20 protein-coding genes are annotated in these 23,651 nt (G+C 51.3%); 4 read left to right on the top strand and 16 right to left on the bottom strand.

Translation table 11 applies throughout. The features are described from left to right. Nucleotides 1-190 precede the first annotated feature (190 nt). The gene (locus tag JW883_15530; GenBank protein ID MBN1843677.1) at nt 191-1,504 is read left to right on the top strand and encodes an amino acid permease; all 1,314 of its coding nucleotides are present in this window, start codon (nt 191-193) and stop codon (nt 1,502-1,504) included. Next, complete coding sequence (locus JW883_15525; protein ID MBN1843676.1) at nt 1,494-1,964, top strand: hypothetical protein; 471 nt, start codon at nt 1,494-1,496, stop codon at nt 1,962-1,964. The genes JW883_15530 and JW883_15525 overlap by 11 nt, the downstream gene beginning before the upstream one ends. Nucleotides 1,965-2,007: 43 nt before the next feature. Here the strand turns inward: JW883_15525 and JW883_15520 are convergent, their stop codons facing one another. Together JW883_15520 and tsaA are read right to left on the bottom strand one after the other, a co-directional pair. Then, nucleotides 2,008-2,274: a hypothetical protein gene (locus JW883_15520; GenBank protein ID MBN1843675.1), complete on the bottom strand. Its 267-nt coding sequence runs from the start codon at nt 2,272-2,274 to the stop codon at nt 2,008-2,010. Further along, nucleotides 2,271-2,756 (bottom strand): tRNA (N6-threonylcarbamoyladenosine(37)-N6)-methyltransferase TrmO, encoded by a 486-nt coding sequence (tsaA, locus tag JW883_15515; GenBank protein ID MBN1843674.1) that lies wholly within the window; start codon nt 2,754-2,756, stop codon nt 2,271-2,273. Before tsaA ends, JW883_15520 begins: the two co-directional genes overlap by 4 nt. Nucleotides 2,757-3,236: 480 nt before the next feature. Here tsaA and JW883_15510 point away from each other — a divergent pair, with 480 nt between their 5' ends. Next, entirely contained in the window at nt 3,237-3,428 is a 192-nt protein-coding gene (locus JW883_15510; GenBank protein MBN1843673.1) for a 50S ribosomal protein L28, read from the top strand. 210 nt (nt 3,429-3,638) lie between these two features. Here JW883_15510 and JW883_15505 read toward each other — a convergent pair whose 3' ends face one another. The 3 genes from JW883_15505 to ispG are packed head-to-tail and all read right to left on the bottom strand — an operon-like array spanning nt 3,639 to nt 8,361. Then, nucleotides 3,639-5,783: a bifunctional (p)ppGpp synthetase/guanosine-3',5'-bis(diphosphate) 3'-pyrophosphohydrolase gene (locus JW883_15505; GenBank protein MBN1843672.1), complete on the bottom strand. Its 2,145-nt coding sequence runs from the start codon at nt 5,781-5,783 to the stop codon at nt 3,639-3,641. Nucleotides 5,784-5,788: 5 nt separating this feature from the next. Further along, a complete protein-coding gene (locus tag JW883_15500) occupies nt 5,789-7,303 on the bottom strand; it encodes a proline--tRNA ligase (protein ID MBN1843671.1) in 1,515 nt (504 codons plus the stop codon). Further along, nucleotides 7,300-8,361 (bottom strand): flavodoxin-dependent (E)-4-hydroxy-3-methylbut-2-enyl-diphosphate synthase, encoded by a 1,062-nt coding sequence (gene ispG / locus JW883_15495; GenBank protein MBN1843670.1) that lies wholly within the window; start codon nt 8,359-8,361, stop codon nt 7,300-7,302. Before ispG ends, JW883_15500 begins: the two co-directional genes overlap by 4 nt. A 95-nt stretch (nt 8,362-8,456) precedes the next feature. On the opposite strand from ispG, the gene JW883_15490 reads away from it, so the two are divergent. Continuing rightward, entirely contained in the window at nt 8,457-9,332 is an 876-nt protein-coding gene (locus JW883_15490; protein ID MBN1843669.1) for a B12-binding domain-containing radical SAM protein, read from the top strand. A 66-nt stretch (nt 9,333-9,398) separates the two neighbouring features. Here JW883_15490 and glk read toward each other — a convergent pair whose 3' ends face one another. The 11 genes from glk to JW883_15435 all read right to left on the bottom strand — a co-directional run bounded on the left by glk (nt 9,399) and on the right by JW883_15435 (nt 23,269). Then, the gene (glk, locus tag JW883_15485; GenBank protein ID MBN1843668.1) at nt 9,399-10,370 is read right to left on the bottom strand and encodes a glucokinase; all 972 of its coding nucleotides are present in this window, start codon (nt 10,368-10,370) and stop codon (nt 9,399-9,401) included. Between the two features lie 26 nt (nt 10,371-10,396). Further along, the gene (locus tag JW883_15480) at nt 10,397-11,323 is read right to left on the bottom strand and encodes a methylenetetrahydrofolate reductase (protein MBN1843667.1); all 927 of its coding nucleotides are present in this window, start codon (nt 11,321-11,323) and stop codon (nt 10,397-10,399) included. Continuing rightward, the gene (locus JW883_15475; protein MBN1843666.1) at nt 11,320-11,994 is read right to left on the bottom strand and encodes a methylenetetrahydrofolate reductase C-terminal domain-containing protein; all 675 of its coding nucleotides are present in this window, start codon (nt 11,992-11,994) and stop codon (nt 11,320-11,322) included. Before JW883_15475 ends, JW883_15480 begins: the two co-directional genes overlap by 4 nt. An 85-nt stretch (nt 11,995-12,079) precedes the next feature. Next, complete coding sequence (locus tag JW883_15470) at nt 12,080-12,499, bottom strand: hydrogenase iron-sulfur subunit (GenBank protein ID MBN1843665.1); 420 nt, start codon at nt 12,497-12,499, stop codon at nt 12,080-12,082. 31 nt (nt 12,500-12,530) lie between these two features. Beyond that, entirely contained in the window at nt 12,531-15,665 is a 3,135-nt protein-coding gene (locus JW883_15465) for a CoB--CoM heterodisulfide reductase iron-sulfur subunit A family protein (GenBank protein MBN1843664.1), read from the bottom strand. Next, entirely contained in the window at nt 15,599-16,420 is an 822-nt protein-coding gene (locus JW883_15460) for a CoB--CoM heterodisulfide reductase iron-sulfur subunit B family protein (GenBank protein ID MBN1843663.1), read from the bottom strand. The genes JW883_15465 and JW883_15460 overlap by 67 nt, the downstream gene beginning before the upstream one ends. A gap of 190 nt (nt 16,421-16,610) precedes the next feature. Next, nucleotides 16,611-17,189 (bottom strand): 4Fe-4S dicluster domain-containing protein, encoded by a 579-nt coding sequence (locus tag JW883_15455; GenBank protein ID MBN1843662.1) that lies wholly within the window; start codon nt 17,187-17,189, stop codon nt 16,611-16,613. 14 nt (nt 17,190-17,203) lie between these two features. After that, nucleotides 17,204-19,825: a glutamate synthase gene (locus JW883_15450; protein ID MBN1843661.1), complete on the bottom strand. Its 2,622-nt coding sequence runs from the start codon at nt 19,823-19,825 to the stop codon at nt 17,204-17,206. Between the two features lie 82 nt (nt 19,826-19,907). Then, the gene (locus tag JW883_15445; protein MBN1843660.1) at nt 19,908-21,440 is read right to left on the bottom strand and encodes an alpha-hydroxy-acid oxidizing protein; all 1,533 of its coding nucleotides are present in this window, start codon (nt 21,438-21,440) and stop codon (nt 19,908-19,910) included. Nucleotides 21,441-21,495: 55 nt separating this feature from the next. Beyond that, complete coding sequence (locus JW883_15440; GenBank protein MBN1843659.1) at nt 21,496-22,890, bottom strand: hypothetical protein; 1,395 nt, start codon at nt 22,888-22,890, stop codon at nt 21,496-21,498. Continuing rightward, nucleotides 22,868-23,269 carry a hydrogenase iron-sulfur subunit gene (locus JW883_15435; GenBank protein MBN1843658.1) on the bottom strand — a complete coding sequence of 134 codons (402 nt, stop codon included), beginning with the start codon at nt 23,267-23,269 and terminating at the stop codon, nt 22,868-22,870. The genes JW883_15440 and JW883_15435 overlap by 23 nt, the downstream gene beginning before the upstream one ends. Nucleotides 23,270-23,651: the final 382 nt, after the last annotated feature.

Genomic DNA, 23,651 nt, shown 5'->3' with positions numbered 1-23,651 from the left:
GACGACATGAGCGCCTCTTCCATATTCGCAAATTGGTCACTCGGTACCGGCTTGACCTGGATCGAAGGCAAATCTTTGATGAATGAAAGGGGTCCGTTCACGGTAGACAGCCTTGAAAAATACGTTGAATAATAGTGAGCTGAAAAGAGAAATCGGTCCTTTTTCGGCCACTGTTTTGGTGGTTGCCAACATGGTGGGAACTGGAATATTCACGACTTCCGGTTTCATTATGGAAGAGCTCGGCAATCCTCAAACCATGCTTCTCTGCTGGCTTGTTGGCGGCATATTTGCCCTCTGCGGGGCCCTTTGCTACGGGGAACTGGGGGCCATGTTCCCCAGGGCAGGCGGAGAGTACGTGTTTTTGCGGGAGAGCTTTGGGAAATGCATGGGCTTCCTTTCCGGTTGGATCTCTTTGGTCGTGGGATTTTCCGCCCCTATCGCAGCAGCTTCCATTGCCTTTGCAACGTATTTTTTCCGCGCGTTGCCAACCTCTCTTATCCCGGAATTTACCTTTAGCATTCCCTTTTTTGGGGTGGCTATTCTTACAGTCTCACCAATGACTATGTTGGCAACAGCTATCATCATCACCTTTTCGCTGATTCATTATCACAGTCTTTTCCTCGGCACTAGGGTGCAAAACGGGTTGACATTGTTTAAAGTGGGCCTCATCGTTGCCTTTGTTGTGGCTGGACTTTTTGTGGGGCATGGCACAACATCCAATTTTTCCAGAGGGTTAGAGATGAACTCCGTATTTCGAGACAAGTTTGCCATATCGCTCATATTTGTCTCATTTGCTTATAGTGGATGGAATGCTGCTGCTTACCTTGGAGGCGAGATCAAGAGGCCGAGTAGAAATATACCACTGGCTCTCTTTACGGGCACGCTTCTGGTCATATGTCTCTATTTGGTCTTAAACGTTGTTTTCATTTACGCACTGCCTGCAAAGGAGATGAGCGGCGTCCTTGAAGTCGGGGCAAAATCTGCGGTTTCCTTGTTTGGGGAGCATATCAGCAAGTATTTCAGTGGGGCCATTGCCATAAGCCTTTTGTCGGTTCTAAGCGCTATGATTATGGCCGGGCCGAGGGTCTATTACGCCATGGCAAAAGACGGCATGTTTTTTGAGATTTTTGGCAAGGTCAACAGCCTTCGCAGGACGCCCGCACATGCCATCCTACTGCAGGCAGGGATTGCCATTATGATGGCCCTGACGGCATCATTTGGCAAGCTGCTTTTGTATATCGGCTTTACCCTTTCATTGTGTGCAATGCTGACGGTCCTGGGAATGATAATACTCAGGATAAGGCAACCTTCCTTGGTTAGAGACTACGGGACGGTCGGATATCCACTAACCCCTTTGCTTTTTATCCTGGGAAATTTGTGGATTATCTATTTCTGCATCAGGAGCAGACCCGTTACGTCTCTGTTCGGGTTGGGAACAATCGGTTTAGGTATGTTGGCCTATCTCTATTTTGGTAGCAGGAGAAGACAAGACCGTGAAATATAGTGGGATGATTATTTTGCTTGTACTTATGGTCTTCATAGGCCGGATGCCACTTTACGCTCATGGCGTTAAGGGTGCGGTGAGAGAGGGTGGCCTGGTGGTGACTGCCCGGTATGACACGGACGAAGCCATGAGTTACGCCAAGGTGAGGATTTCGGCGCCCGGCGCTAAGCTAGCTTTTCAGACCGGCAGGACAGATAGGAACGGCCGTTTCTGTTTCTTTCCTGATGTCCCGGGTGATTGGAAAGTCTTGCTGGACGATGAGATGGGGCATCGGCTTGACGTCAACGTGCCGGTCAACGAGCAACTGGTGTGGCGAGAAAAGGAGCAACCCGGAGAAACAAGCAAAAGCACTTTTTGCAGATACGAAAAGGCTTTGATGGGGGTTTGTATTATCTTTGGGGGTTGTGGGGTTCTGTTTTGGTGGAGGGGGAAGAAAGGCAGAGCGAGGCTCGAGACATGACCTCATAAGGTCTGATGGAGTCTTGTGGAGGCGAAGCTTTGATCTAGTGGCCGTAATGTGCTTGGAGCGCCTTTTTGAGTTCGTTTGGAACTGATTCCAAGGAGAGAAAAAGGTGATCCATCTCGTGACTTGCCGAGTGTATTGACCGGCCGAGCCTTCCCAGCTTGGACTTCTCTTCTTCAGTGAGAGATGAGGAGGCAAAGAGGGTGTTGATTTTTTCGAGAGCCTTGAAAATGTAGTCCGTAACATCCGTGAAGTCGTCAAGAACAAGTTCGTTTTTCTCTGCCATGTGAGTCTTCTCCTTTTTCATTCTACGAACCTTCCATCATCCTTTGATGTTGAAAGCTTGCGCACGTTTTCCTCAAGCCATCCTATTTTCTCTACTTCTCTTATGTCGAATTTCGGCACATACGGCTTGATATCCAAAAGGGGCGTTCCATCTACAATATCTACATCTTGAATGTGCAGTATGTTGCCTTCAATCCTGACAAGACGCACCACTGAGATCCCTATGGGGTTCGGCCTGCTCGGGCCTCGCATTGCAAAGACCCCGCGTGCTTTGCAATCCATGAATGGCTTCGCTTTCAATGAGGTCTTTTTGGACAAGTGAAAGTGGTATATCAAGAAAATATGAGAAAACCCTTCAACGTCTTTTAGGCCCTCGGCATATTCCGGGAACACCTCAACCCTTCCATCGATACCCTTGGCGCCTGCCGGTTGTATTGGGGTTCCCTGGGGTTCTTTGAACGGAGAATGAATGATTCCAATTGGCTCATACTTTATTTCATTCATAATGTATGCTCTCTGGTATGAATTATGCCACCATACGAAGCAGGTCAAGCCGATAGATCGGAGAGATCTTCAGAGTCGTTTCAGGCATAAGGCCCCTTTTAAACAAATGATGTTTGATAGTCCGAACAGCCGCTCGCAGGGCCTTTTCGCTCGTCCAAGCCAAAAAAACAAAAAAACCACGAGTTACCTTTTCCTTTTCAGAGAAAGATGGCCTTCGTGGCTTCAGTTTCTACAGATGCGAAAAAAATCTGGTCTAAATCGCGACAGGCTTCATGCCTGATCAATATTAATATATTATTTAACAGATTTATCCATTCCTGTCAACCATTCAAAGGTCATCCACACGGCATCGTCACATTCTATCGAGGTTCACAAATCTGCAAAAAGAATTTGCATTCTCTATTCATTTACAGTAAATAAAAAGTTTGTGGCAACTCAGGGTGGGGTCTAATTTATGTGTGTTCTGTGGAGGACCATGAAATGGCAAAAGTCTGTGAAATATGTGGAAAGAAACCAATGACCGGCAACAACGTTAGCCATGCCCACAACGCGACTAAGCGACGCTTTTACCCGAATTTGCAGCAGGTTCGTGCTGTCCGCAATGGGCGAGTCAAGCGAATTAAGGTATGTACAAGGTGCATACGGTCGGGGCTGGTAGAAAAACCGTCCTGAGGCCTTATTCGCCTTCGCCGGAATACCCTGCAGCGCACCCTCGCCCATTGCTATGGCGCGTCGGCGACTTGCTGCAGGGATGACACGCGGCGCAAGCGCCTGCGCTGCGCGAAGGCAAGGCGAACTACGGCGAGATTCCGCTTTGATACCCCGCAGCTTGCCGCGGGGAGCTTCATTGGGAAAGCTTGAATCCAAAATCTGCCTTCCCTCCTAGGTTGCAATGCGGCTTACGCTGATGACGTGTTTGATCTTTTTTATTGATTTTATGATTCTGTCCAGATGAGCAGCGCCTGATACTGATATTGTAAAGTGGCACTCCGCCCTCATGTCCGCCCGCGTCTTTACACTGGCATCCAGAATGTTTGCCTCGACCTCGCTTAAAGCTGCCGTAATGCTGGCAAGAAGGCCCATCTTATCCTGGCAAAACACGTGGATCTTCACAGGGTAGAGTTCATCTGCGTCCGGCGCCCATTGGAGTTCGATCCGACGGGCTGAATCCATGTTCAGGGCTTGTATGCACGTTGTGCGATGAACCGTTATTCCCTGGCCCCGGGTTATGTATCCCACAACAGGATCGCCAGGTAAAGGGTTACAGCACTTGCCGTAGCGGACAAGGACGTTGTCCACGCCCTTGACCAGGATGCCTGACTTGGGTTTTGGGCGGCGGATACGTTCCTTAAGCTTATCAACAATACTCTCTTTTGGCTCCATTAGTTCAGACTTGGGGACAAAGTACCGGACCACCTGTAAGGGTGTGACTTTGCCGTATCCTACTCCGGCAATCAGGTCGTCTGCCGTTTTGTAGCCAAGATCCTGAACAGCCTTTTCAATATCGCCTGACTTGATATGCCTGTTCAGGCTCAGATGGTATTTCCTAAAGGCCTTGTCACACATTTCACGCCCGAGCGCCAGGCTCTGCTCTTGTTCCTCGGCCTTGATGTGCTGGCGTATCCGGGAGCGCGCTCTTGCCGTTTTTACAAAGCTGAGCCAGTCTTTACTGGGACTGTGATTTGTGGATGTGGTGATTTCAATCCTTTCCCCGGTCTTCAGCTCATATTTCAGAGGAACTATGCGACCGTTCACTTTTGCGCCCATACACTGGTTGCCCACTTCGGAATGGATGGCATAAGCAAAATCCACAGGGGTGGCCCCTCTTGGTAAATTCAACACGTCACCCTGGGGAGTAAAAACATAGACCTCGTCAGGGAAGAGTTCAATCCGCACGGTCTCCATGAATTCGTCGGGATCCTTGACGTATTTCTGCTCCTCAACAAGTTTGCGGAGCCAGGCAAAAACCTGACCATCGTGTTCATCAACGGCATTTCCCTCTTTGTACTGCCAGTGGGCTGCAATGCCGTCCCTGGCCACCCGGTCCATCTCCTTCGTACGGATCTGGATCTCCACACGCTCGCCAAAAGGGCCGATCACTGTGGTGTGGAGGGATTGATACATATTGGGCTTGGGAATTCCTATGTGATCCTTGAAGCGTTTTGGGATGGGCTTCCATATGGAATGTATGACCCCCAGGGCCTCGTAGCATTGTTGAACAGTATCAAGGATGATGCGGAAGCCAAGGATGTCATACACATTCTCAAAGCTCACCTGTTGCGCCATCATTTTTTGGTGGATTCCATAGAAATGCTTGTGCCGGCCCTTAATTTCACAGTCGAGGTGTGCTTCGGTCATCTTGTTGCGGATGATTTCCTTCATTGTCTCGATGTGTTTTTGTTGTTCCTCTTTTTTTGTGTCCACCAGGTTTGCAATTTCCCGGTACTCGTGGGGAAAAAGGTACAAAAACGAGATGTCCTCAAGTTCGTTTTTGATCCAGTAGATGCCCAGGCGATTTGCGATGGGGGCATAAATGTCAAGGGTTTCCTGGGCTATCCTGACCTGTTTGTATTCCTTTTGGAACTGGAGTGTCCGCATATTATGGAGCCTGTCACAGAGCTTAATTAGAATAACGCGAATGTCATCGGCCATTGCCAGAATCATCTTGCGGATGCTTTCGGCCTGCCGTGTTTCAGAACTCCTGAAAGACAGGCTACTCAACTTGGTCACCCCCTCCACAATGTGGGTAACCTGTGGACCAAACATCTCTGTCAGTTCCTCGGCAGTAGTGTTGGTGTCCTCTAAGACATCATGGAGGAGCCCGGCGGCAACACTGATTGTGTCCAGCTTCAGTTGGGTCAACAGTCCAGCCACCTCAAGGGGATGGGACAAGTAGGGTTCGCCGGAGAGTCTGACCTGGCCATCATGAATACGGGCCGAATAGACATAGGCGCGTTCCACCAAATCCAAATTTGCTTCCGGGTGGTAGGCGCTGATGCGGTCCAGGATGTCGGTGATACGAATCATATAACCTAATAGGCCTTGGCAAATATCACGGGGTTGTTGCTGTTAGCCCCACACACAATGCAGGCTCCGCTCTCGGTATGGTCCGAAAAGGGAATGCATCGAATAGTGACACTGAGATCCTCCTTGATCCTTTCCTCGCAGCCTTGATCTCCACACCAATGAGCAAGGGCAAAACCCCCATGGATTTCAGGTGTTGCCGGATCATCAGGTGTGAAAAAATCATAGAAATCATCTTTGGAATCAATATGCACGGTGTTCTCATTCCTGAATCGCAAGGCTCGATCAAAGAGGTTTTTCTGGATGTCATCCAACACGGGGACGATAGTCTTCACAAACTCATCACGCCGGATCGATTCCTTGTCTCTGGGGCCACGGTCCCTTCGGCCCACAAAGACCGAGTCCTGGGCAATATCCCTTGGCCCTATCTCCACGCGCAGCGGTATTCCCTTCTTGATCCAATCCCACCCCTTTGTCCCTGTTTCCCTGTCATCGATTTCCACGGAGATTTTGCGCTGATGGCACCTCAGTTCTCTCAACTCCAGGGCCAGGGCATGGGTGTAGTCCATAACAAGATTTCTGTCCTTGGCTTTCTTGACAATCGGCATGAGAACCACATGAGACGACGCGATCATGGGTGGCAGAACAAGACCGTTGTCATCGCCGTGTGCCATAATAATAGCGCCGATCAGACGCGTGGAAACCCCCCAGGATGTGGTCCATGCATATTTTTCCTTTTCTCGCGCTGACTGGTACTTGATCTCAGAGGCCCTGGCAAAGTTTTGTCCCAGAAAATGAGAAGTCCCTGCCTGAAGGGCCTTTCGGTCCTGCATCATGGCCTCCACACAATACGTATTGACCGCCCCGGGAAACCGCTCGGCAGGGGTTTTTTCGCCCCTGACTACAGGGATGGCAAGATAGTCTTGAGCAAGCCTTGCATAGATATCAAGCATCTGGCGGGTTCTCTCCATGGCCTCTTCCGGGCTGGCATGGGCCGTGTGCCCTTCTTGCCAGAGGAACTCACTTGTTCTTAAGAAGATGCGAGTCCTCATTTCCCACCTCACCACGTTGGCCCATTGATTGATGAGAAGCGGGAGATCCCGGTAGCTGGTTACCCACCTTGAAAAAGACTCTCCTATGATCGTCTCCGATGTAGGCCTTACCACCAGAGGCTCCTCTAGCGGTCCTGCCGGGACAAGGCTCCCATCTTCGCCTTCTTCCAAACGGTGATGGGTGACAACAGCGCATTCCTTGGCAAACCCCTCCACGTGTTCCGCTTCTTTTTCAAGGAACCGCTTTGGTATGAAAAGGGGAAAATAGGCGTTCTTGACCCCTGTTTCTTTGAACATGTCATCGAGAACATCTCTTATGTTTTCCCAAAGGGCATAGCCCCATGGCTTGATGACCATGCATCCTCTCACCGGCGAGTTTTCAGCCAGATCCGATACCTTGACCACTTGCTGATACCATTCCGGGTAGTCTTCGTGCCGTGTTGGCGTAACTGCTGTCTTTTCTGTTTTCATGTCTTTTCCAATTTTTCCACTTCTTCAAGGAGGGTCTCAACGAGTCTATCTTCCGGCACCTTGCGCACCACTTTGCCTTTCTTGAACAGAACCCCGTGTCCCTTGCCCCCGGCGATGCCGATGTCTGCCTCTCGCGCCTCCCCTGGTCCGTTCACCACACATCCCATGATGGCAAGCTGTACTGGCGTGGCTTTCGTGATCAGGGCCGATTCCACCCGTTCCACCACATCCACCAGGTCGATTTCACATCTGCCGCAGGTGGGACACGAAACTATGTCCGGTCCGCGTTGTCTGATCTTCAACGCCTTTAAGATCTCAAATCCCACCCGCACTTCGTCGACCGGATCTCGTGTGAGGGAAACGCGAATGGTGTCTCCTATACCGTCGGCAAGCAAAATGCCAATGCCCAGGGCCGATTTCACTGTGCCCGAGACCAGAGTGCCGGCCTCGGTCACGCCCACGTGAAGGGGAAAATCGGTCTTGGATGCGGCAAGCCTGTAAGCTTCCACAGTGCGGGCTACGTCCGATGCCTTAATAGAGAGCTTGATGTCGCGAAAGTCAAAAGACTCAAGAAATTCAATATGGCGAAGGGCGCTTTCAACCATGGCCTCGGGTGTGGCAGAGCCGTATCTCTTCAGGATCTCTTTTTCGAGTGACCCCGCGTTAACGCCTATGCGAATGGCAATGCCCCGCTCTTGGGCCAGTTTGGCCACGGCCTTGACCTTCTTGGCCCCGCCAATGTTTCCCGGGTTGATCCGGAGGGCATCGGCTCCGGCCCTCACAGCCCCCAGGGCCAACCGGTAATCAAAATGAATATCGGCAATGAGGGGAATTGAGATTTGCTCTTTTATGGAGGAAATAGCCTCAACGGCCGCAGCATCCGGCACTGCCACCCGCACAAGCTCACAGCCTGCAGCCTCCAAGCGATGAATTTGCGCCACAGTGGCGCCGATCTCGTGCGTGAAGGTGTTGGTCATGGATTGGACAGTAATCGGAGCGCCACCCCCGACCTTCACGCCGCCGATTGATATCTGCCGAGTTTGTTTGCGCCTTGCAATGAATGACATGTGTTCTATATTAGACTTGTTACGAATGTATTTAATTTAAAATTTATCAAACTAAGCCAGCTTCTTCAAGGAAAATCAGGGCTTCTATGCGCTATGAAGGACCCATATACCGCCCGCCCAGCGAGGCCGACTCGCTCTTGATCCAGGCAACCATCGGATGTCCTCACAACCGATGCACTTTCTGCATGGTCTACAAGGACGGCCCCAGGTACCGTGTGCGTCCCGTTGATGATATCAAGGAGGACATGCTGGAAGCAAAAAAGATCTACGGTCCTCACGTGCGGACCATGTTTCTTCCTGCCGGGAATACCATTGCCATGAATACAAAGGATTTGGCTGAGGTATGCTCTTTTGCCAAGATGACTTTCCCCACTATTGACCGGATCACCGTATACGGATCCTCGCAGTTTATCCACAAGAAAGGGCCAATACAACTTGAGCGATTGGCCAAAGCAGGCCTCGGGCGCATTCACGTCGGGATCGAATCGGGCGACGACCTAGTCCTAAGGCGTATACGCAAGGGAACCCATGCCCGGCAGCAAATCGAAGCAGGCAGGTGGGTCATGGCCGCGGGCATTGAGCTGAGCCTGTACGTGATTTTGGGCATTGGGGGGAGGGAAAGGACTCGTGAGCATGCTGAAGAAACGGCTCGGGTGATCAATGAAATCGCGCCCGATTTTTTGCGGTTACGGACCTTTGTCCCGAAGATCAACACACCGCTTTTGGAAGACGTTCAGGCAGGACGATTTGAAATGCTCACCCCTCACGGGGTCTTGGAGGAAACAAAGGTCCTTCTTGAAGGACTCACCATTGCCACGACCCTGACCAGTGATCACTACACGAACTACATCAACCTTTACGGCAGCCTTCCCGAGGACAAACCGCGCTTGCTGGATCAGATCACACAGGCATCAGAGCAGGATGAGTCTTACTTTCGGCCGTTTTTTGTTGGGACACAATAGGTCAATTGAACGCGACAATGCGGGGCGTTCATCTGACAGGCTGGCTGAGATTTTTTGTCTGACCTGCTATTCAAAAGCACAACATGCCGCCCCCAGCAGGGCCGCCTTGTCGTTCATGATGACTCGAACCGGGACCCGCCCCAGTATCCATCTAAATCTCCCCTTGTTCGTAAATGCCTTCATGAAAATGTCTTCCCTGAGCTTGGGCAGGATCTTCGGCGGTATCCCGCCTCCCAGGTAAACGCCTCCTGTTGTGAGCCCTGTTAACGCCAGGTTTCCTGCCGCAGCCCCGAATATTGACACGAACAGATCCAGAGTCTTCACGCACAAAGGCTGCTCATCCACAAGGGCCGCTTCGGCGATGACCTGTGACGGATCGTTTGCGTTCATCTTTTCGGCTAGCCATTCAGGCTCCGCACCCTGACCGGTAAATTTCAACCAGCAGTAAATAATAAACAGCCCGGGTCCTGACAACACCCTTTCTACACTCACGTGACCAACACGCTGGCTGAGATATAGCCACAAGGCCAGTTCAGCTTCACTCTGGGGGGCAAAATCGCTGTGGCCCCCCTCGGAAGGCACCGGAACATATTGTCCGTCTTTTGAAACCGCAAGCGCCATACCAAGGCCCGTGCCGGGTGCAATGAGCCCCAGATTCCCGCCTCTTGCCGGCCTTTGTCGATTCAGTGCAAAAAACTCCCTTTCGGTCAGAACAGGAACCGCCCAAGCAGTGGCGGCCAGGTCGTTGATAAGGCGCACTTTGTCCCAGCCAAAGCGGTTTTTGATTTTTCTCTCAGAGACAGTCCACGGCAGGTTGGTGGCCTTAGAGCGTCCGTTTTCTACAGGGCCGGCGATAGCAAGGCACGCACTGCTAATGGGAACCGGATGTTTTTTAAGAAACTGTTCAATGATTTGCTCGCAATTGAGCGCTTTTCGGCTGGGATAGGTCTCAATTGCTTTTGGCAGAGGACGTCTTTTCCCCTTAAGAAAGAGGCCCAGATTTGTCTTGGTCCCGCCAACGTCGCCTGCCAGAACCATGTTTAGACCCTCAGGATAAGTTGTCATCAAGATATATTCGGTCGCGGCAGCAACCCTGCCCGTTCTATAATCTCTGGAAGTTTTTCCTCGCACCCAATGGCTATGATGTGGACCCCCCTGACTGCCTTTGTCTGCTTGATCTCTTCTATGTTCTCAATGCAGATCTTCATGCCTTCTTCTTGCTGTTTCTCTTCGGCAACAGCGCCAAGACGATCCATGACCGTATCGGGTATCATGATCCCCGGGACCGCATTTCTCAGGTACTGAGCCATTTTGACTGATTTGAGCGCAATGACCCCGGCTATTGCAGAACATTTATTTATTAAACCATGATTTTTTGCCTGGTTCAACCACTTTTTGAAAGGTTCCATCTCAAGTACAGGTTGGGTTTGAATAAACTCTGCGCCTGCTGCGATTTTTTTCTCAAGACGGATAATATGCAAGTCAAGGGATTGAACAAAGGGATTTGCAACCCCTCCGATAAAAAATCGCGGGCTTCCGGAGATCTTCGTGCCATTCATCAGACACCCTTGATCTCGGATCTCTCTTACTGCCGCAATCCACTGGATGGAGTCAAGATCAAAGACCTTTTTGGCCTGGGGGTGATCTCCTCTTGCCGGGTGGTCTCCTGTAAGACAGAGAACATTTTGAATTCCCAGGGCAGAAGCGCCCAGAAGATCGCTCTGAAGAGCAATGCGGTTTCTATCCCGTGTAGTCATTTGGAAGATCGGTTCCAATCCCACATCGAGCAGCATTTTTGACAGAGCCCAACTCGACATCCTGACCTTGGCGGTTGGATTATCGTTGACATTGACCGCATCGACCTTTCCCTTGAGTCGGGCTGCATTCTTGAGTATTGAACCTACATCAACGCCGCGTGGAGGGTCGTACTCACAGGTGACCGCAAATTCTCCCCGGGCAAGGATTTCTTGGAGGTTTGTCTCTGCCTTCATATCGTCAAGTCCTCTCTGATGATCTTGCGCGGGCCTCCTGACAGGCTTGTTGACCAGTCCTTGGCGGCGATTTTTTGTCCCAGTCGATCAAGCTGTCCCAGCTTTTTCATGCGCTTATAGATAAGCTCCCAAATACAATCCAGATCTTTGTTCACCTCGCATTTCCCGTCCACGGAGCCGCCGCAAGGCCCGTTAAGAAGCCCCTTCGCACAACGGGTAATCGGGCACAGCCCGCCGAAATTTTGGATTTCGCAACTCCCGCAGGCAGCGCAATATTCTCCCCATATCCCATGTTCAATCGTTCCTCCCATAAAACTCGTATTGAGCCCGGGAAGAACAACCATTGTGTCGAATGCCTCAGCAATATATTGAGGTCCTATGCTGCAGGCGAGTGATATGATGGCGTCGTAGTCGTTTTTCTTGATGGGATCATCCAGCCATGCGATAAACTCGGGTTCACACTGGCGGTCGAGGGTAAGTTCGTCAATAGTTATTGGTTTGCCCTGTTTACGACGCGCAATCCTCAAGGCAGACGCAAGTATGGCCACCTCTTTTTTGCCGCCGGCGTTACAGACCGTCACACACCCCTTGCAACCGACCATCAGGATCTTGTCGTATCCCTCGATCATTGCAACGAGTTCTCTGATGGGCTTGTGTTCTCCTACAATCATGGCAAAAACTCCTATAGATTTAGGGATTCAGGAATTTAGGGATTCGGGGATAAGAATAATCATAGTTGCGTTAATTCCTCAATTCTCAATCTTTCTGCTTTATCGGGTTCGGCCCCAACGCCCGGATTTTTTCTGTCATCATTTTTGCCACCCGAGCAAATTCGGGGGCATCAGAGGCGGACATGTTGAACATCTGCACGCGATCCTGTTCAATGCCTATTTCATCGAGCATCTTTCTGATATATGAAACCCGCTTCTTTGCCTTGAAGTTCCCGGTAAGAAAATGGCAATCACCTTCCATACAACCGGTCACATAAACACCGTCTGCCCCCTCCTCGAGTGCGCGAAGCAGATAAACGGGGTCCACGCGTCCGGAGCACGGGACCAGAATGACCTTTATGTTCGAAGGATAGGACATTCTTATCGACCCTGCCAGGTCTGCCGCGGCATATGAGCAATAGTTGCAACAAAATGCAATAATCTGTGGTTCAAATTTTTCAGTCATAGTCTGACGTTTCTGAGGTCCCCGTGTTCCACTAACTCAAAGCACTTTGAACCTTGGTCATTTTTTTCTCAAACAACCCTTGTATTTTTGCCTCAATCTGTTCGCTTGTATAGTGGTGGACCGTAATAGCCTGTGCCGGGCATTCGGCCGCACACATTCCGCACCCCTTGCAACGGGCAGGATCGATTTGAGAGACGCCGTCCTCGTTGATAAAGGGGACATGATAGGGGCACGTGCGCACACAAGTCATGCAGGCCGCGCACAGATCCGGATCTACGTCCGAGGACGGCCCCACATACATAGCGTCTTTTGAAAGGATCGACATGGCCCTGCCTGCTGCGCCTGCGGCCTGGGCTATTGTTTCCTCTGGAAACTTGGGGCTATGTCCGTCCCCGCACAGGAACATACCGTCCGTGGCAAAATCGAGCGGTCGCAACTTGACATGCGCCTCGAGCAAGAATCCCTGATCATCACGCGCAACCTTGAAGATGCCTGCGATCTGAGATGCCATGCTATGAGGCCTGAGCGCCGCACTCAGCACGATACGGTCAGGCATGAGAATCACCTTGCGTCTCAGCGAAGGTTCAAGAAAACTGATCTTCAGGGCGCCCTCATTTTCAAAGACCTCGGGGGGCCTTTCCTGTTCGTACCTGACGAAGATAACCCCCCGCTTGCGGGCCTCCTTGTAGAAGAGTTCTTTGAACCCGAATGATCGAATATCTCTATACAGGACGATCACATCCATATCCGGGTTTGAGTTTTTAAGCCTTATGGAATTCGCGATAGCCTGGCTACAACATACGCGGCTACAATATGGATGTTCCTCGGTCCTTGAGCCGACACATTGTATCATGACCAGCGAGCGGAAAGACCTTACAAGCTCCGGCTGCTTTTCAATGTCACTATTTAGCTCACTCTGTGTAATGACATGAGAATTCCTTCCGTACAGATAGCCGCCGGGCCGGTATTCCTCTGCTCCCGTAGCAATAATCGCCGTGCCGTGCCGGACAGATACTCGTGTTCCGTCACCTTTCTGGATACTGGTAAGGAAGCTTCCCACATGTCCGGTGAATGCCTCTACCACGGCCCTGGTATGCACGGTGACACGCGAATGCTCTTCTACCCTTTGTATGAGTTCCCTGAGATGTTTTGCCGCATCAAATCCCTCAAGGGTCAGCGGGCTGTCAATGTGACGACCTCCGAGGTGATCAGATTGCTCCACAACATGGGTTTCGAACCCTTGATCAGCCAGTGTAAGTGCCGCTGTAAGACCCGCAAGGCCTCCGCCTACCACAAGACCTGCAGGTATCACGGGAACGCGTTTGCTCGTAATCGGTTTCTGAAGGGCAACGCGCTTAACGGACATTCGAATCAGGTCTTTGGCTTTCTGTGTGGCCAATGCCGGTGCGGCTGCATGTACCCACGAACACTGGTTCCTGATATTTGCCATTTCCAGGAGATAGGCGTTAAGACCGGCTTCCCGCATGGTAGCCCTGAAAAGTGGTTCATGGGTTTTAGGGGAACACGATGCGATCACCACGCGGTTGAGATCATGTTCTTCAATAAGTTCTTTGAGCCGCACCTTGGAATCGGTGGAGCAGGCAAAGAGGAAAACGTCTGACAGAACCACGCCCGGTAGTTGCCGGGCATATTTAGCTGCGGCCTCCACGTCAACGACTCCGGCAATGTTTGTTCCACAGCAACAGACAAACACGCCGATTCGCGTTTCGCGCCCAAAGAGAGAACGCTCCGGAGGAAGAGAAGGAAAGGTGATTTCATATCCCCGAACAGAAGCAATGGGAAGCGTTGCCCGCGCAGCAGCAGCGCTTGCCTGGGTCACGGTCTCGGGTATGTCCTTGGGGCCCTCAAACCCCCCGCACACATAAACGCCTTCTCGTGACGTGCTCAGGGGATCTCCCGTTTGAGTCTTGACAAACCCAAAGGGGTTAAGATCGATCCCGAGTCGTTCTGCAAGAGGGCCGGCTTCAGAAGATGGAGCAAGGCCGACGGAAAGCACTACCATGGAAAACGTCTCTTCTCGTTTTTCACCTGTCTCGGGATTCTGGTATGAAAGGACAAGATCTTTGGTTATTGGATTTTCCGCCACGCGTGATATCATTGATCTTACATAACGAACGTTGCTTTGTTTCCTTGCACGCTCGCAATAAGCGTCGAATCCCTTGCCCTGGGCCCTCAAGTCTATATAGAAGATAGTGGCCTTGAGTCCCGAATGATGATCCGTTGCCATGACAGCCTCCTTTGTGGCAGCCACACAGCATATCGAGGAGCAAAATTCTCGGCCGCTTCTGATAGATTCCCTGGAACCGACACACTGTATCCATGCAACCTTTTCCGGCACTGTTCTGTCTGAAGGGCGTAGTATGTGCCCATCCGACGGGCCGGTTGCCGACATGAACCTCTCGAATTCCATGGCGGTGACAACGTTTTGATATCTTCCATAGCCATACTCCTGCGCTCTTTCTGCTTTGAAGAGATCAAGGCCGGGCGCAAGTATGAGCGATCCCACCTTCACTGAGATCTCTTCATCGGTTTGGTTGAAATCGATCGCGCTGGTCTTGCAGAACTTCTCGCAGGCCCGGCACCTCCCCTTCTTGAAGTAAATGCAGTGCTCCCGGTCAATTGCGTATACGAGCGGGACCGCTTGAGGGTATTGCAGATAGATCGCCTTGCGACTTTGTAATCCTTCGTTGTATTCATCATCAACGTTTACCGGACATTTTTGTGCGCATATGCCGCATCCAACGCACTTATCCTCGTCCACGTAACGGGCGTACTTTTTAACGTGAGCAGTCAGATTCCCCGTTGATCCTTCCAGCCCGATAAGTTCTGCCAAGGTTATGATATTTATATTGGGATGGCTCGCGCAACCGATGAGCTTTGGAGAGAGCATACACATGGCGCAGTCATTAGTAGGGAAGGTTTTGTCGAGCTGGCTCATCCTGCCGCCAATAGAGCTCTTTCGCTCCACGAGATAAACCAGGTATCCTGCTTCAGCCAGATCAATGGATGCCTGCATGCCGCCGATCCCGCCGCCGACCACCATTACTGCGCCCGTTGGCTCTTTTGTCTTCGTATTTGTCACTGCCTCAACAGCTCTTTCTTCTCCAAAAACGGTATCGGATCCACCATGTGGCGTTTGAGCCATGTGGTAGCTCCTTTGAGTCCGAGGGCCAGTCCGATCAGTTCGGTAAAATAAAAGACCGGGATATTGTAATTCTCCATAAAATGCATCGAGATATCTTTCTGGTATAAATCGAGATTTGCCTGGCACATCTGGCAGGAGACAACGATACACTCCGCCTCTGCTTCCAGAGCTTTGTCATAAAGCTTCTTTACTAAGTTATACATGATATCCTTGCGAGACACGGAAAAGCTTGCGCCGCAGCAGTCCGTCTTATACGACCACGGCCTGACATCAACCCCAAGGGCCTCACAAATGTTATCCATGTCACAGGGGTTTTCATAATCAACGCTCCCTGTCACCTTGGGAGGACGGTTTGCCATGCAGCCGTAGTAGCAGACAGCTCTTATGGCATCGAGAGGAAACTTGAGACGTGACCGTATCTTCTCCAGCCACTCAGCTTGCCCTATGAACGAGGCCAGGTCATATATGCGGAGACTGGATTTGACCTCTTTTTGTGCCCGTTTCAAACGGTTGAAACAAAGCGGGCAGGGGACCACCATGTGATTCCCCAACCGTTCGGCTCCTGACAGATTCAGCGCGGGAAGCATGACCGCCAGTTCCTCATCCAGGCTGTGTGCTGAGGTGGCTCCACAGCAAGTCCAGTCGGGCAGTTCGTGCAGATGTATGTCCAGGGAGGCGCACACAGCCCTTGTTGACTCGTCATAGTCCCTTGCTGAAGACTCTAAAGAACAACCCGGATAATACGTTACGTCCATACTGTTAACCGTCAATACCTCATAAAATCGAATTTGCTCATCAATAACGGCCTATTCATATGATATTCAGCCGCTCTGAATAGATCCGTGCTGTTCTCAAGGCGCGAGCCGCACATCCAAACATCGAAGTCCGTGCTGTCCTCAAGGCGTCAGCCGTAAACAAATCGAAAATTCCGATATAGTTCAAAGTTCAAATTTTCTCGTTTGCAAAGAGTTTTTTTACTGCTTCCTTTGCCCCGGTTTTTTTCGGCATGAACCCGAGACGACCCCTCTTGAGCATCTCAATGCCGAGTTTGAGATTACTTATCATCTCCTTTACATCAATCTTCTTTTCAGCCTTTGCGCTCTCTAATTGATAAGCGCCCATTAAAAAGGCTTCACTGACACGACCGAACCTTCTGATGTTTTCCAAAAAGACCTGGTGAAAGGCCGCGACAGCCCCTTCAGCCGGTTTGTCTCCTTGACTCAATACCGACTGCTTAAGGTAGTCCATGAGCTTTGGTATATCAATCCCGTGCGGACATCGGGTAACGCAGGTCTCACAAGAAGCACAGACCCATATAGTATTTGCCCGGGCAATCTCTTGTCTGAGGCCGAGTTGAACCATCCTGATGACCCGATGGGGCTCATAATCCATGGCAAATGTGACCGGGCATCCGTTGGTACATTTTTCGCACTGGTAGCAGGCAAAGAGGTCCACGCCGCTATCCAGGACCACCTGTCTTGCAAAACCCGATTCGATTTTTGTTATGTCGTTTTGTACTTGCACGGTATTCCTTCTCGTCACTCCACTACTGTCGCCTTGGCGAGTTCTTTCATCTTGAGAGGAGCAATCTTGCGGTAAACCTCTTCCGGACGCTTCTTCTTGCCGTCCACCGTAAGGAGGGCATCCTCAACGGATATCTCGAAAAGGCGCTCGTTCTCCTTAAGATAGGGCAGTATTAGTCGCCAGTCCTCTCGGGTTAATTCGCCAAAAGCGCCCCCGTTCAATTGTTCCTCTACCAGCATTCCATGTGGATCACGGACATATATGGCCCCTCCGGCAGCGAGCGAGAAGAGGTTGGAACCCGGATAAGGCGTCGGTTGCGGCCGGACGGCGCCTTGGTGATCGAATTCTATGCCGTTGACTATGACAAATCCGCCACCCTTCAGGGCGTCGCCTGCCATAAAGGATTCCGCCAGATAGTCCAGTGCGGTTCCGTTTATAACCACCCTTGGTCGGCCCACGGCATTGATCAGGGGGCGGCCGGCAGCGTTTCCCATGACATAGACGTCCCCTCCTTTTCCGCCGTACATGAATGTCTGCCCCACATCGCCGTATATGACCAACTTGCCGGATTTCAGTATCTGGCCGAGCTGATCCTGGGCGTTTCCGTGTACGCTGATTGTCAGACCGTCGATCCCTGATGCAAGGTAGTCACCTGAACTCCCGTAGACATCTATCTGCACACCTTCGGTTCCGGGACCCAACCCGCACCCGAGGAATCGTTGTCCCCGATATCCGTAGCAAACAAATCGCTTCCACCCCATGGCATAGGCAGCCCAGACCAGCCGGGCATCGCACTCATCCCCCTCCGGAGGGAAGCCGCTGGCGTTTAAGACGAGGGTGGCCTGCTTGCCTGCAGGCGCAATCAGCTTGTCCCTGGTATGCCAGGTGATCAAACGAAAGGTGCTTTTGTCATCAGAACCTATCGGGGCGACAGCTCCGAATATCTCTTTTAGCGTGCTTCTTATGATACGCAGCAGAGAACTTCTCTTCAGTTTTCCGGTGGCATATTGCATGTCGTTAAGGAGTGTAAGAGCGTCAATGGCTGCTTGTCTTCCTATGTCGTCCTTTTCGGCCTCTTCGCCTATCCGCTTGCAGCACCATCGGAGTGTATCAAAATCTGTTGTGGGAATCTGTTTTCTCACAAAGTTATAGAGCCCGGTTGCATCTCCTTGACCGAGGTGTTCGGCGATCTTGTCTGCCAGCGTATCCGAGTCGTCCGGTGTGCTTATCGCCAGACTCACGTCACAGGCAAGCCGGTTTTTTGGTATTGCTACCTCATTTCCAAACTTGTCCGTGCACACCATGCGCTTTTGTCCCGGATTCTCAGGATCATCCGTTATGCTGAAGGCAAACGCCCCTCCGTCCGTGTGGCTCCCCCCTCGTGCATTCCAGTATTTATCGGCAACCGTGCCGATACGATTGTCTTCTTGGGCAAGGCTCGCAAGCGTTGCGTCTATGGCCTGCTTTTCCGAACATATGAGACCCACCTGAACCTCGCCGTCATGATATGCAAAGACCTGCGGACGGAGCATGGCGGTGTCGGTTATGCCGATCAACTGGAACATCTTGCGGTAGAAATGATTTCGGGCGATGATAAAAAACCAGGGACCATCAGGGGAACCGTGGATGTGCATGGACTGAAGCAGGTGGTAGACCTCCTGTTTTTCAGGTGGAAGCTGATCAAAATCCATCTCGGTTGTCGGAGCAAGGGCTTCGATGATGTACTCTAATGGATAGCCATAGACGCGATTCAGGAGGTCAAAGACTAATATGCTGACTTCAGTGTCTGTATGAAAATGGGGATAGATGTTTTTCTGTTTCAGATATTCTGCCACGGAAGAGTAGTTGGCAAAGTCACCGTTATGCACAAGGGCTTCATCCAGGCCCATGAAGGGATGGGCGCCTGCAGGGTGCCATACCCGTCCCTTGGTGGGGTAGCGTTGATGAGCAATCCACACGTGTGCCCTTATGTCCTCCAGTTGGTAGTATTCTGCCACCTGTTCCGCATATCCCACGATCTTTAAAATCATCATGTTGCGGCCTTGAGAAAGAACAAAGGCCTGCTTGTCCCCCAGGGTCTCGTAGAAGGCACGGTTGAGCTGGATAGTGTTTTGCCAGATGAATTCATCCTCCACCTTTCTTGGCTCCATCTCATCCAGCTCGTTTTTTTCGGCAAAGGTTGTCAGAACATCCTGTTTGACTCTCACAAAGTATCGCCACACATCCGGGGGTTTGACCTCGAGACCTTTGACGTCACGGTAATCATCGACCGTGGGAATCCTTTGGCCGGCGGCAATCTCCATGAAAGGGGCGATAAATTGTCCTTCAACTTTCCGCTGTACACCGGGGTCCAAAAGGGCGATCTGGATAAGGTAACAATTATCGAGCACATCATCAGCAACTCCCATGTCTTGGGCACTCAACCCGGCAGCCGCTATGCCGCCACCTTTTCCATTTCCGCGGTTGTGCATCAGACGAGAGGGCTCAAAGATGTGTTTGCCTCCCACGGGGACCGAACAGGCAAAGCCTGTAACGCCGCAGCCCCCCTCTTCTGCTCCCTTGTATCGTGGGGGCAGAGGCACGGGGTAGAGCTTCTTGCGAGAGCAAGTGATTTTGTCTGCAAAGGACGTTTTCATCTGTCTATGAATATAGTCTAGTCGTCTATCGGTCGATCAGTTGAGCAGTCAAGTAGTCGAATCCCTGAAGCTACTCAACAACTCAACCATAATCCAGATGCCTCAAACAATCTGTCCTGCCCACCAATTCCCTGATGTCGCGCATCCCGAGCCTTTGCAATATACCGACAAGCTGCTTGCGCCAGGCGGCAAAGAGATTGACAAGCCTCTGAGTCGCCCAATCCACGTCAATGAGCTCGGTCAGATCAGGATCTGTTGTGGCAATCCCACGGGCGCATCCGCGACCACTTTCACAATTCTTGCAGCGGATACATTCAAGCGCTACCATCTCTGATGTCCCTGTGACTATGCCATCCGCCCCAAGGGCGATCGCCTTTGCAACATCATGGGCAGTGCGGATGCCGCCGCTTGCAATGACCGTTATCTTATCGCGTATGCCTTCTTCTTTTAAGAAGTTGTGAACCTTAACGATGGCATATTCTATGGGCATGGCGATGTTTTTCTTTGCGATTTCAGGGGCCGCGCCCGTGCCTCCGTAACTTCCGTCAAGGTGTATGATATGAGCGCCGGCATAGTAGCTCCCCACGGCCACCATGTCCACGTCAGTCGGTGTTGAGACCTTTACCGATACCAGAGCCTCCGGGTTCATCTCCTTGATCCAGTCGATATGCTTCTTGTGGTCTTCCACTGAATAGACGCTGTGAAACGGAAAGGGAGAAAAGAGAGAGCTTCCCGGGACCGCTTCCCTCATCTTTGCCACTTTAGCGGTCACCTTGTCTCCCAGAAGGTGTCCGCCAAGACCCGGCTTGGCTCCCTGGGCATATTTGAATTCAACGATCTTGACCCGCTGTATCGTATCCTCCCGTACGCCGAAGAGCCCTGTCGCCACCTGGGTTATGACGTGGTCGTCATAGGGGTAGAGTTCTTCGGGATAGCCCCCCTCTCCTGTGCACGTAAACGAGTTCCAGGCCTTCCAGGCCCTTGCTCTTGCAACCATTACCTTCAGGCTGATCGATCCGTAAGACATCCCTCCGCCGTAAACAGGAATGTCGATTTGAACATCAGCGCGTCCGTCGTTCAGCCTGTTGAGCGGGATCTTTGTTGAAAACCCGGTTTCATCTAGCTCTTTTGTGGGTTCCTTCGTATAGTGAAAGCGGAGCTTGTCAAATCCGCCACCTGAATCTCCGATCTTATATTCTATGTCTCCCGGCGGCGCCTCACCCGTCTCTGCCATGTACCAGCTACTGATCAGAAGGTCCGGCGTCCACCTCCGGTCTCCAATCACTCCGGCCAGAGGATTCTCTTCCATGGAAAGTGCGTTTTCCGGGCACTCGGTCACGCATTTGTTGCAGCTAAATCCGATGCACAGGTAGTCCTTGGGTTTGGCCATCTTGTTGTTGCGCTTTTTGTGTACGCCGTAGGGGCAGACCTCAGCGCATTTGCCGCAGGCCACGCACGCGCTGCTTCTGCGGAGCCTGTACTTTCCGATGGCATTTCTGAATCGGCTCGGCGTTCTCCTGACCTCTGGGAAAACTGTAGCGTTGGAGTCCTGGAGTACTGGAGCACTGTGAGGCTCGATACTGCTCTCGGGTTCTGGATTTTCACTGCTTTGCATAATCCATCACCCCACTACTCCAACACCCTGTAAATGTTTGCAATTCCTTGATTCCTCAATTTTTCAATCCAAAGATTTTGCCAAACGTTTGTGCCTCAAGATCTTCAAAAAACATGGCTCGTCCAACTTCTCCTCTCAAGCGCCTCACCTCGCGAAGCCCCATGGCGCCCAGTACTTCTAATAATTGATTCCTCCACGCTGCCATAAGATTCATGATACGGGTCTTACCCCATTTGGGGTGGACATTCTCTATCTCAACCGGGCAGGGGAGGCCTTGTTCGCACCGCAAACAGATACGGCACTCAAGGGCCAGAAGAAGGGGGATGTCGACTACGACAGCATCGGCCCCGCATATGATTGCCTTGGCTACGTGCTCGGCCATGGCAATGCCCCCGCTGGCCACAATCGTTATGCTGTCTCTGATACCCTTATCGACCAGATGGTTATGCACCCGTCTTACGATGTCCTTCATAAAGCCGGGCTTGTTTGCGCCGTTCACCTTTCCATTCCTGTCAGCAAAAATATGGATAACGTCGGCTCCGGCATCTGTCAGCGCTTCAACGCGTTTTCCGCATGTTTCGTTCAGAGGGGTCTTTAGCATCAGCATTGCATCAGAATGTTTTCCCCTTAGCTTTTTGAGGACCACATCAGTTTCACTTTTACCCGAGTCCAGGATCTCGATGACCTGTGCCGTCTCAATCAGATGTCCGTGAGTCTCCACTTGTCCCGGAGACATTACGGGTATCACATGGGTTTTGAACGCTTGGAGATGGTCATCCCATGCCTCCACAGGAATCTCGATAAGAGTATTCAACTCCATGGCGGCCTCTGCCATAGCAATATAGACGTCCTTGCTCAGGCTGCCGAAGGGAAGTTGCCCGAATATTATTGGAATGGGGATCTCGATGTTTTTGGGCGTATCAAGGATAGGATTTCCATGATCGTCGAATGTCAGGGATGTGAGCTTTTTTCCGAGGCTCACCGATGTACTTATGTATTCCCTGCCGTGAATTCCATCCCGGGTGGGGCGGACGATTTCAGACATATCCGTCCACATGTCATCAAACCCAGGGCCGGAAAAAGGGCCTGAATAGCCGGCGCCAGATACAGGTATGCTCCCGGTCGAAGCCTGGTCCCACTGTCTGGATATGATATCCGGAGTCCAGTAGGAATCGCCCATGGCCATGTATTCCGGGTTAATGATCTTGGTGATTACCTGCCCCGGACACGACTGAACACACGTGAGGCAGTTCTTGCAGATATTGTCGATTGTGTCAGAGAGCTGTCTGACGTCAAACGTCCGCTTGTTATATGCATCATATATGCACTGACGTTTGACGCACTTGAAGCAACGCAGGCATCCCGCTTCCCAATCAAGGATCGTGCTTTTCCCGATGGGAACGAATCGCGGCGCTGCCGTCTCTGTTTCAATGTGGTATTTTTTCGGCATCTATTCTCTTGATCATGGTCTCGAAAACCTGATCAAATCCTTGCCATTCGGGTGTTCCGAGCTGATACATCTCCAGGCGATCGGTTTCAATACCTATCTCCTCCAACAGCGCCTTCGTGTAGTTGACGATTCTCCGTGCCCTCTCGTTTCCTCCCAACAGATGGCATTTACCGTCCGGACATCCGAGGACTATTACGCCGTCTACTCCCGATTCAAAGGCCTTGATAATGGCAAGGGTCTCTACTTTGCTGCTACAGGGGAGCGCAACGATCTTGATGGTTGGCTCAAATGAAATTCGCCCCCTGCCGGCCAGATCTTGTTCCCCCGTGAGAACATTCTGGCAGCAAAAGCAGATAATCCTGAGCGAAGACTTTGCCATGGTCACTCTTTCTGGTTTGTTTCCTTTTGATAGGCTCTTTTCAGCGAAAGATACTTCCAGCAAAAGCCGTGCCGGTGAAGCACATCTAGCTATTTCAGGACGTTAACTGGGAGGGCCTACTCCTAGGTCCCGCAAAAGAGACACTTTTGCATGCTTTTTTCGGATAAAGCAACATTTTTGTTTGCTCACAATGCCAACAGACTCGGGTAGAACGCCGGCGGCGACAAAGCTGGCACAGAACCGACCGTATGGTCAAGCAGGATTTCGTAAAAATCCTGGCCCAGAGGACCAGGCTTTGGTTATCCCCAGAGGGGATTTGCTTTGTTGGAAGTTCATTGAATTATTGAAATTACAAATATCACATTACAAATATCAAACAATT

The sequence above is a fragment of the Deltaproteobacteria bacterium genome (genome assembly GCA_016930875.1).
Classification (GTDB): Bacteria; Desulfobacterota; Desulfobacteria; order Desulfobacterales.
Note: the sequence above shows the minus strand (reverse complement) of the source record. Positions and strands in the feature narration are given on the sequence as shown.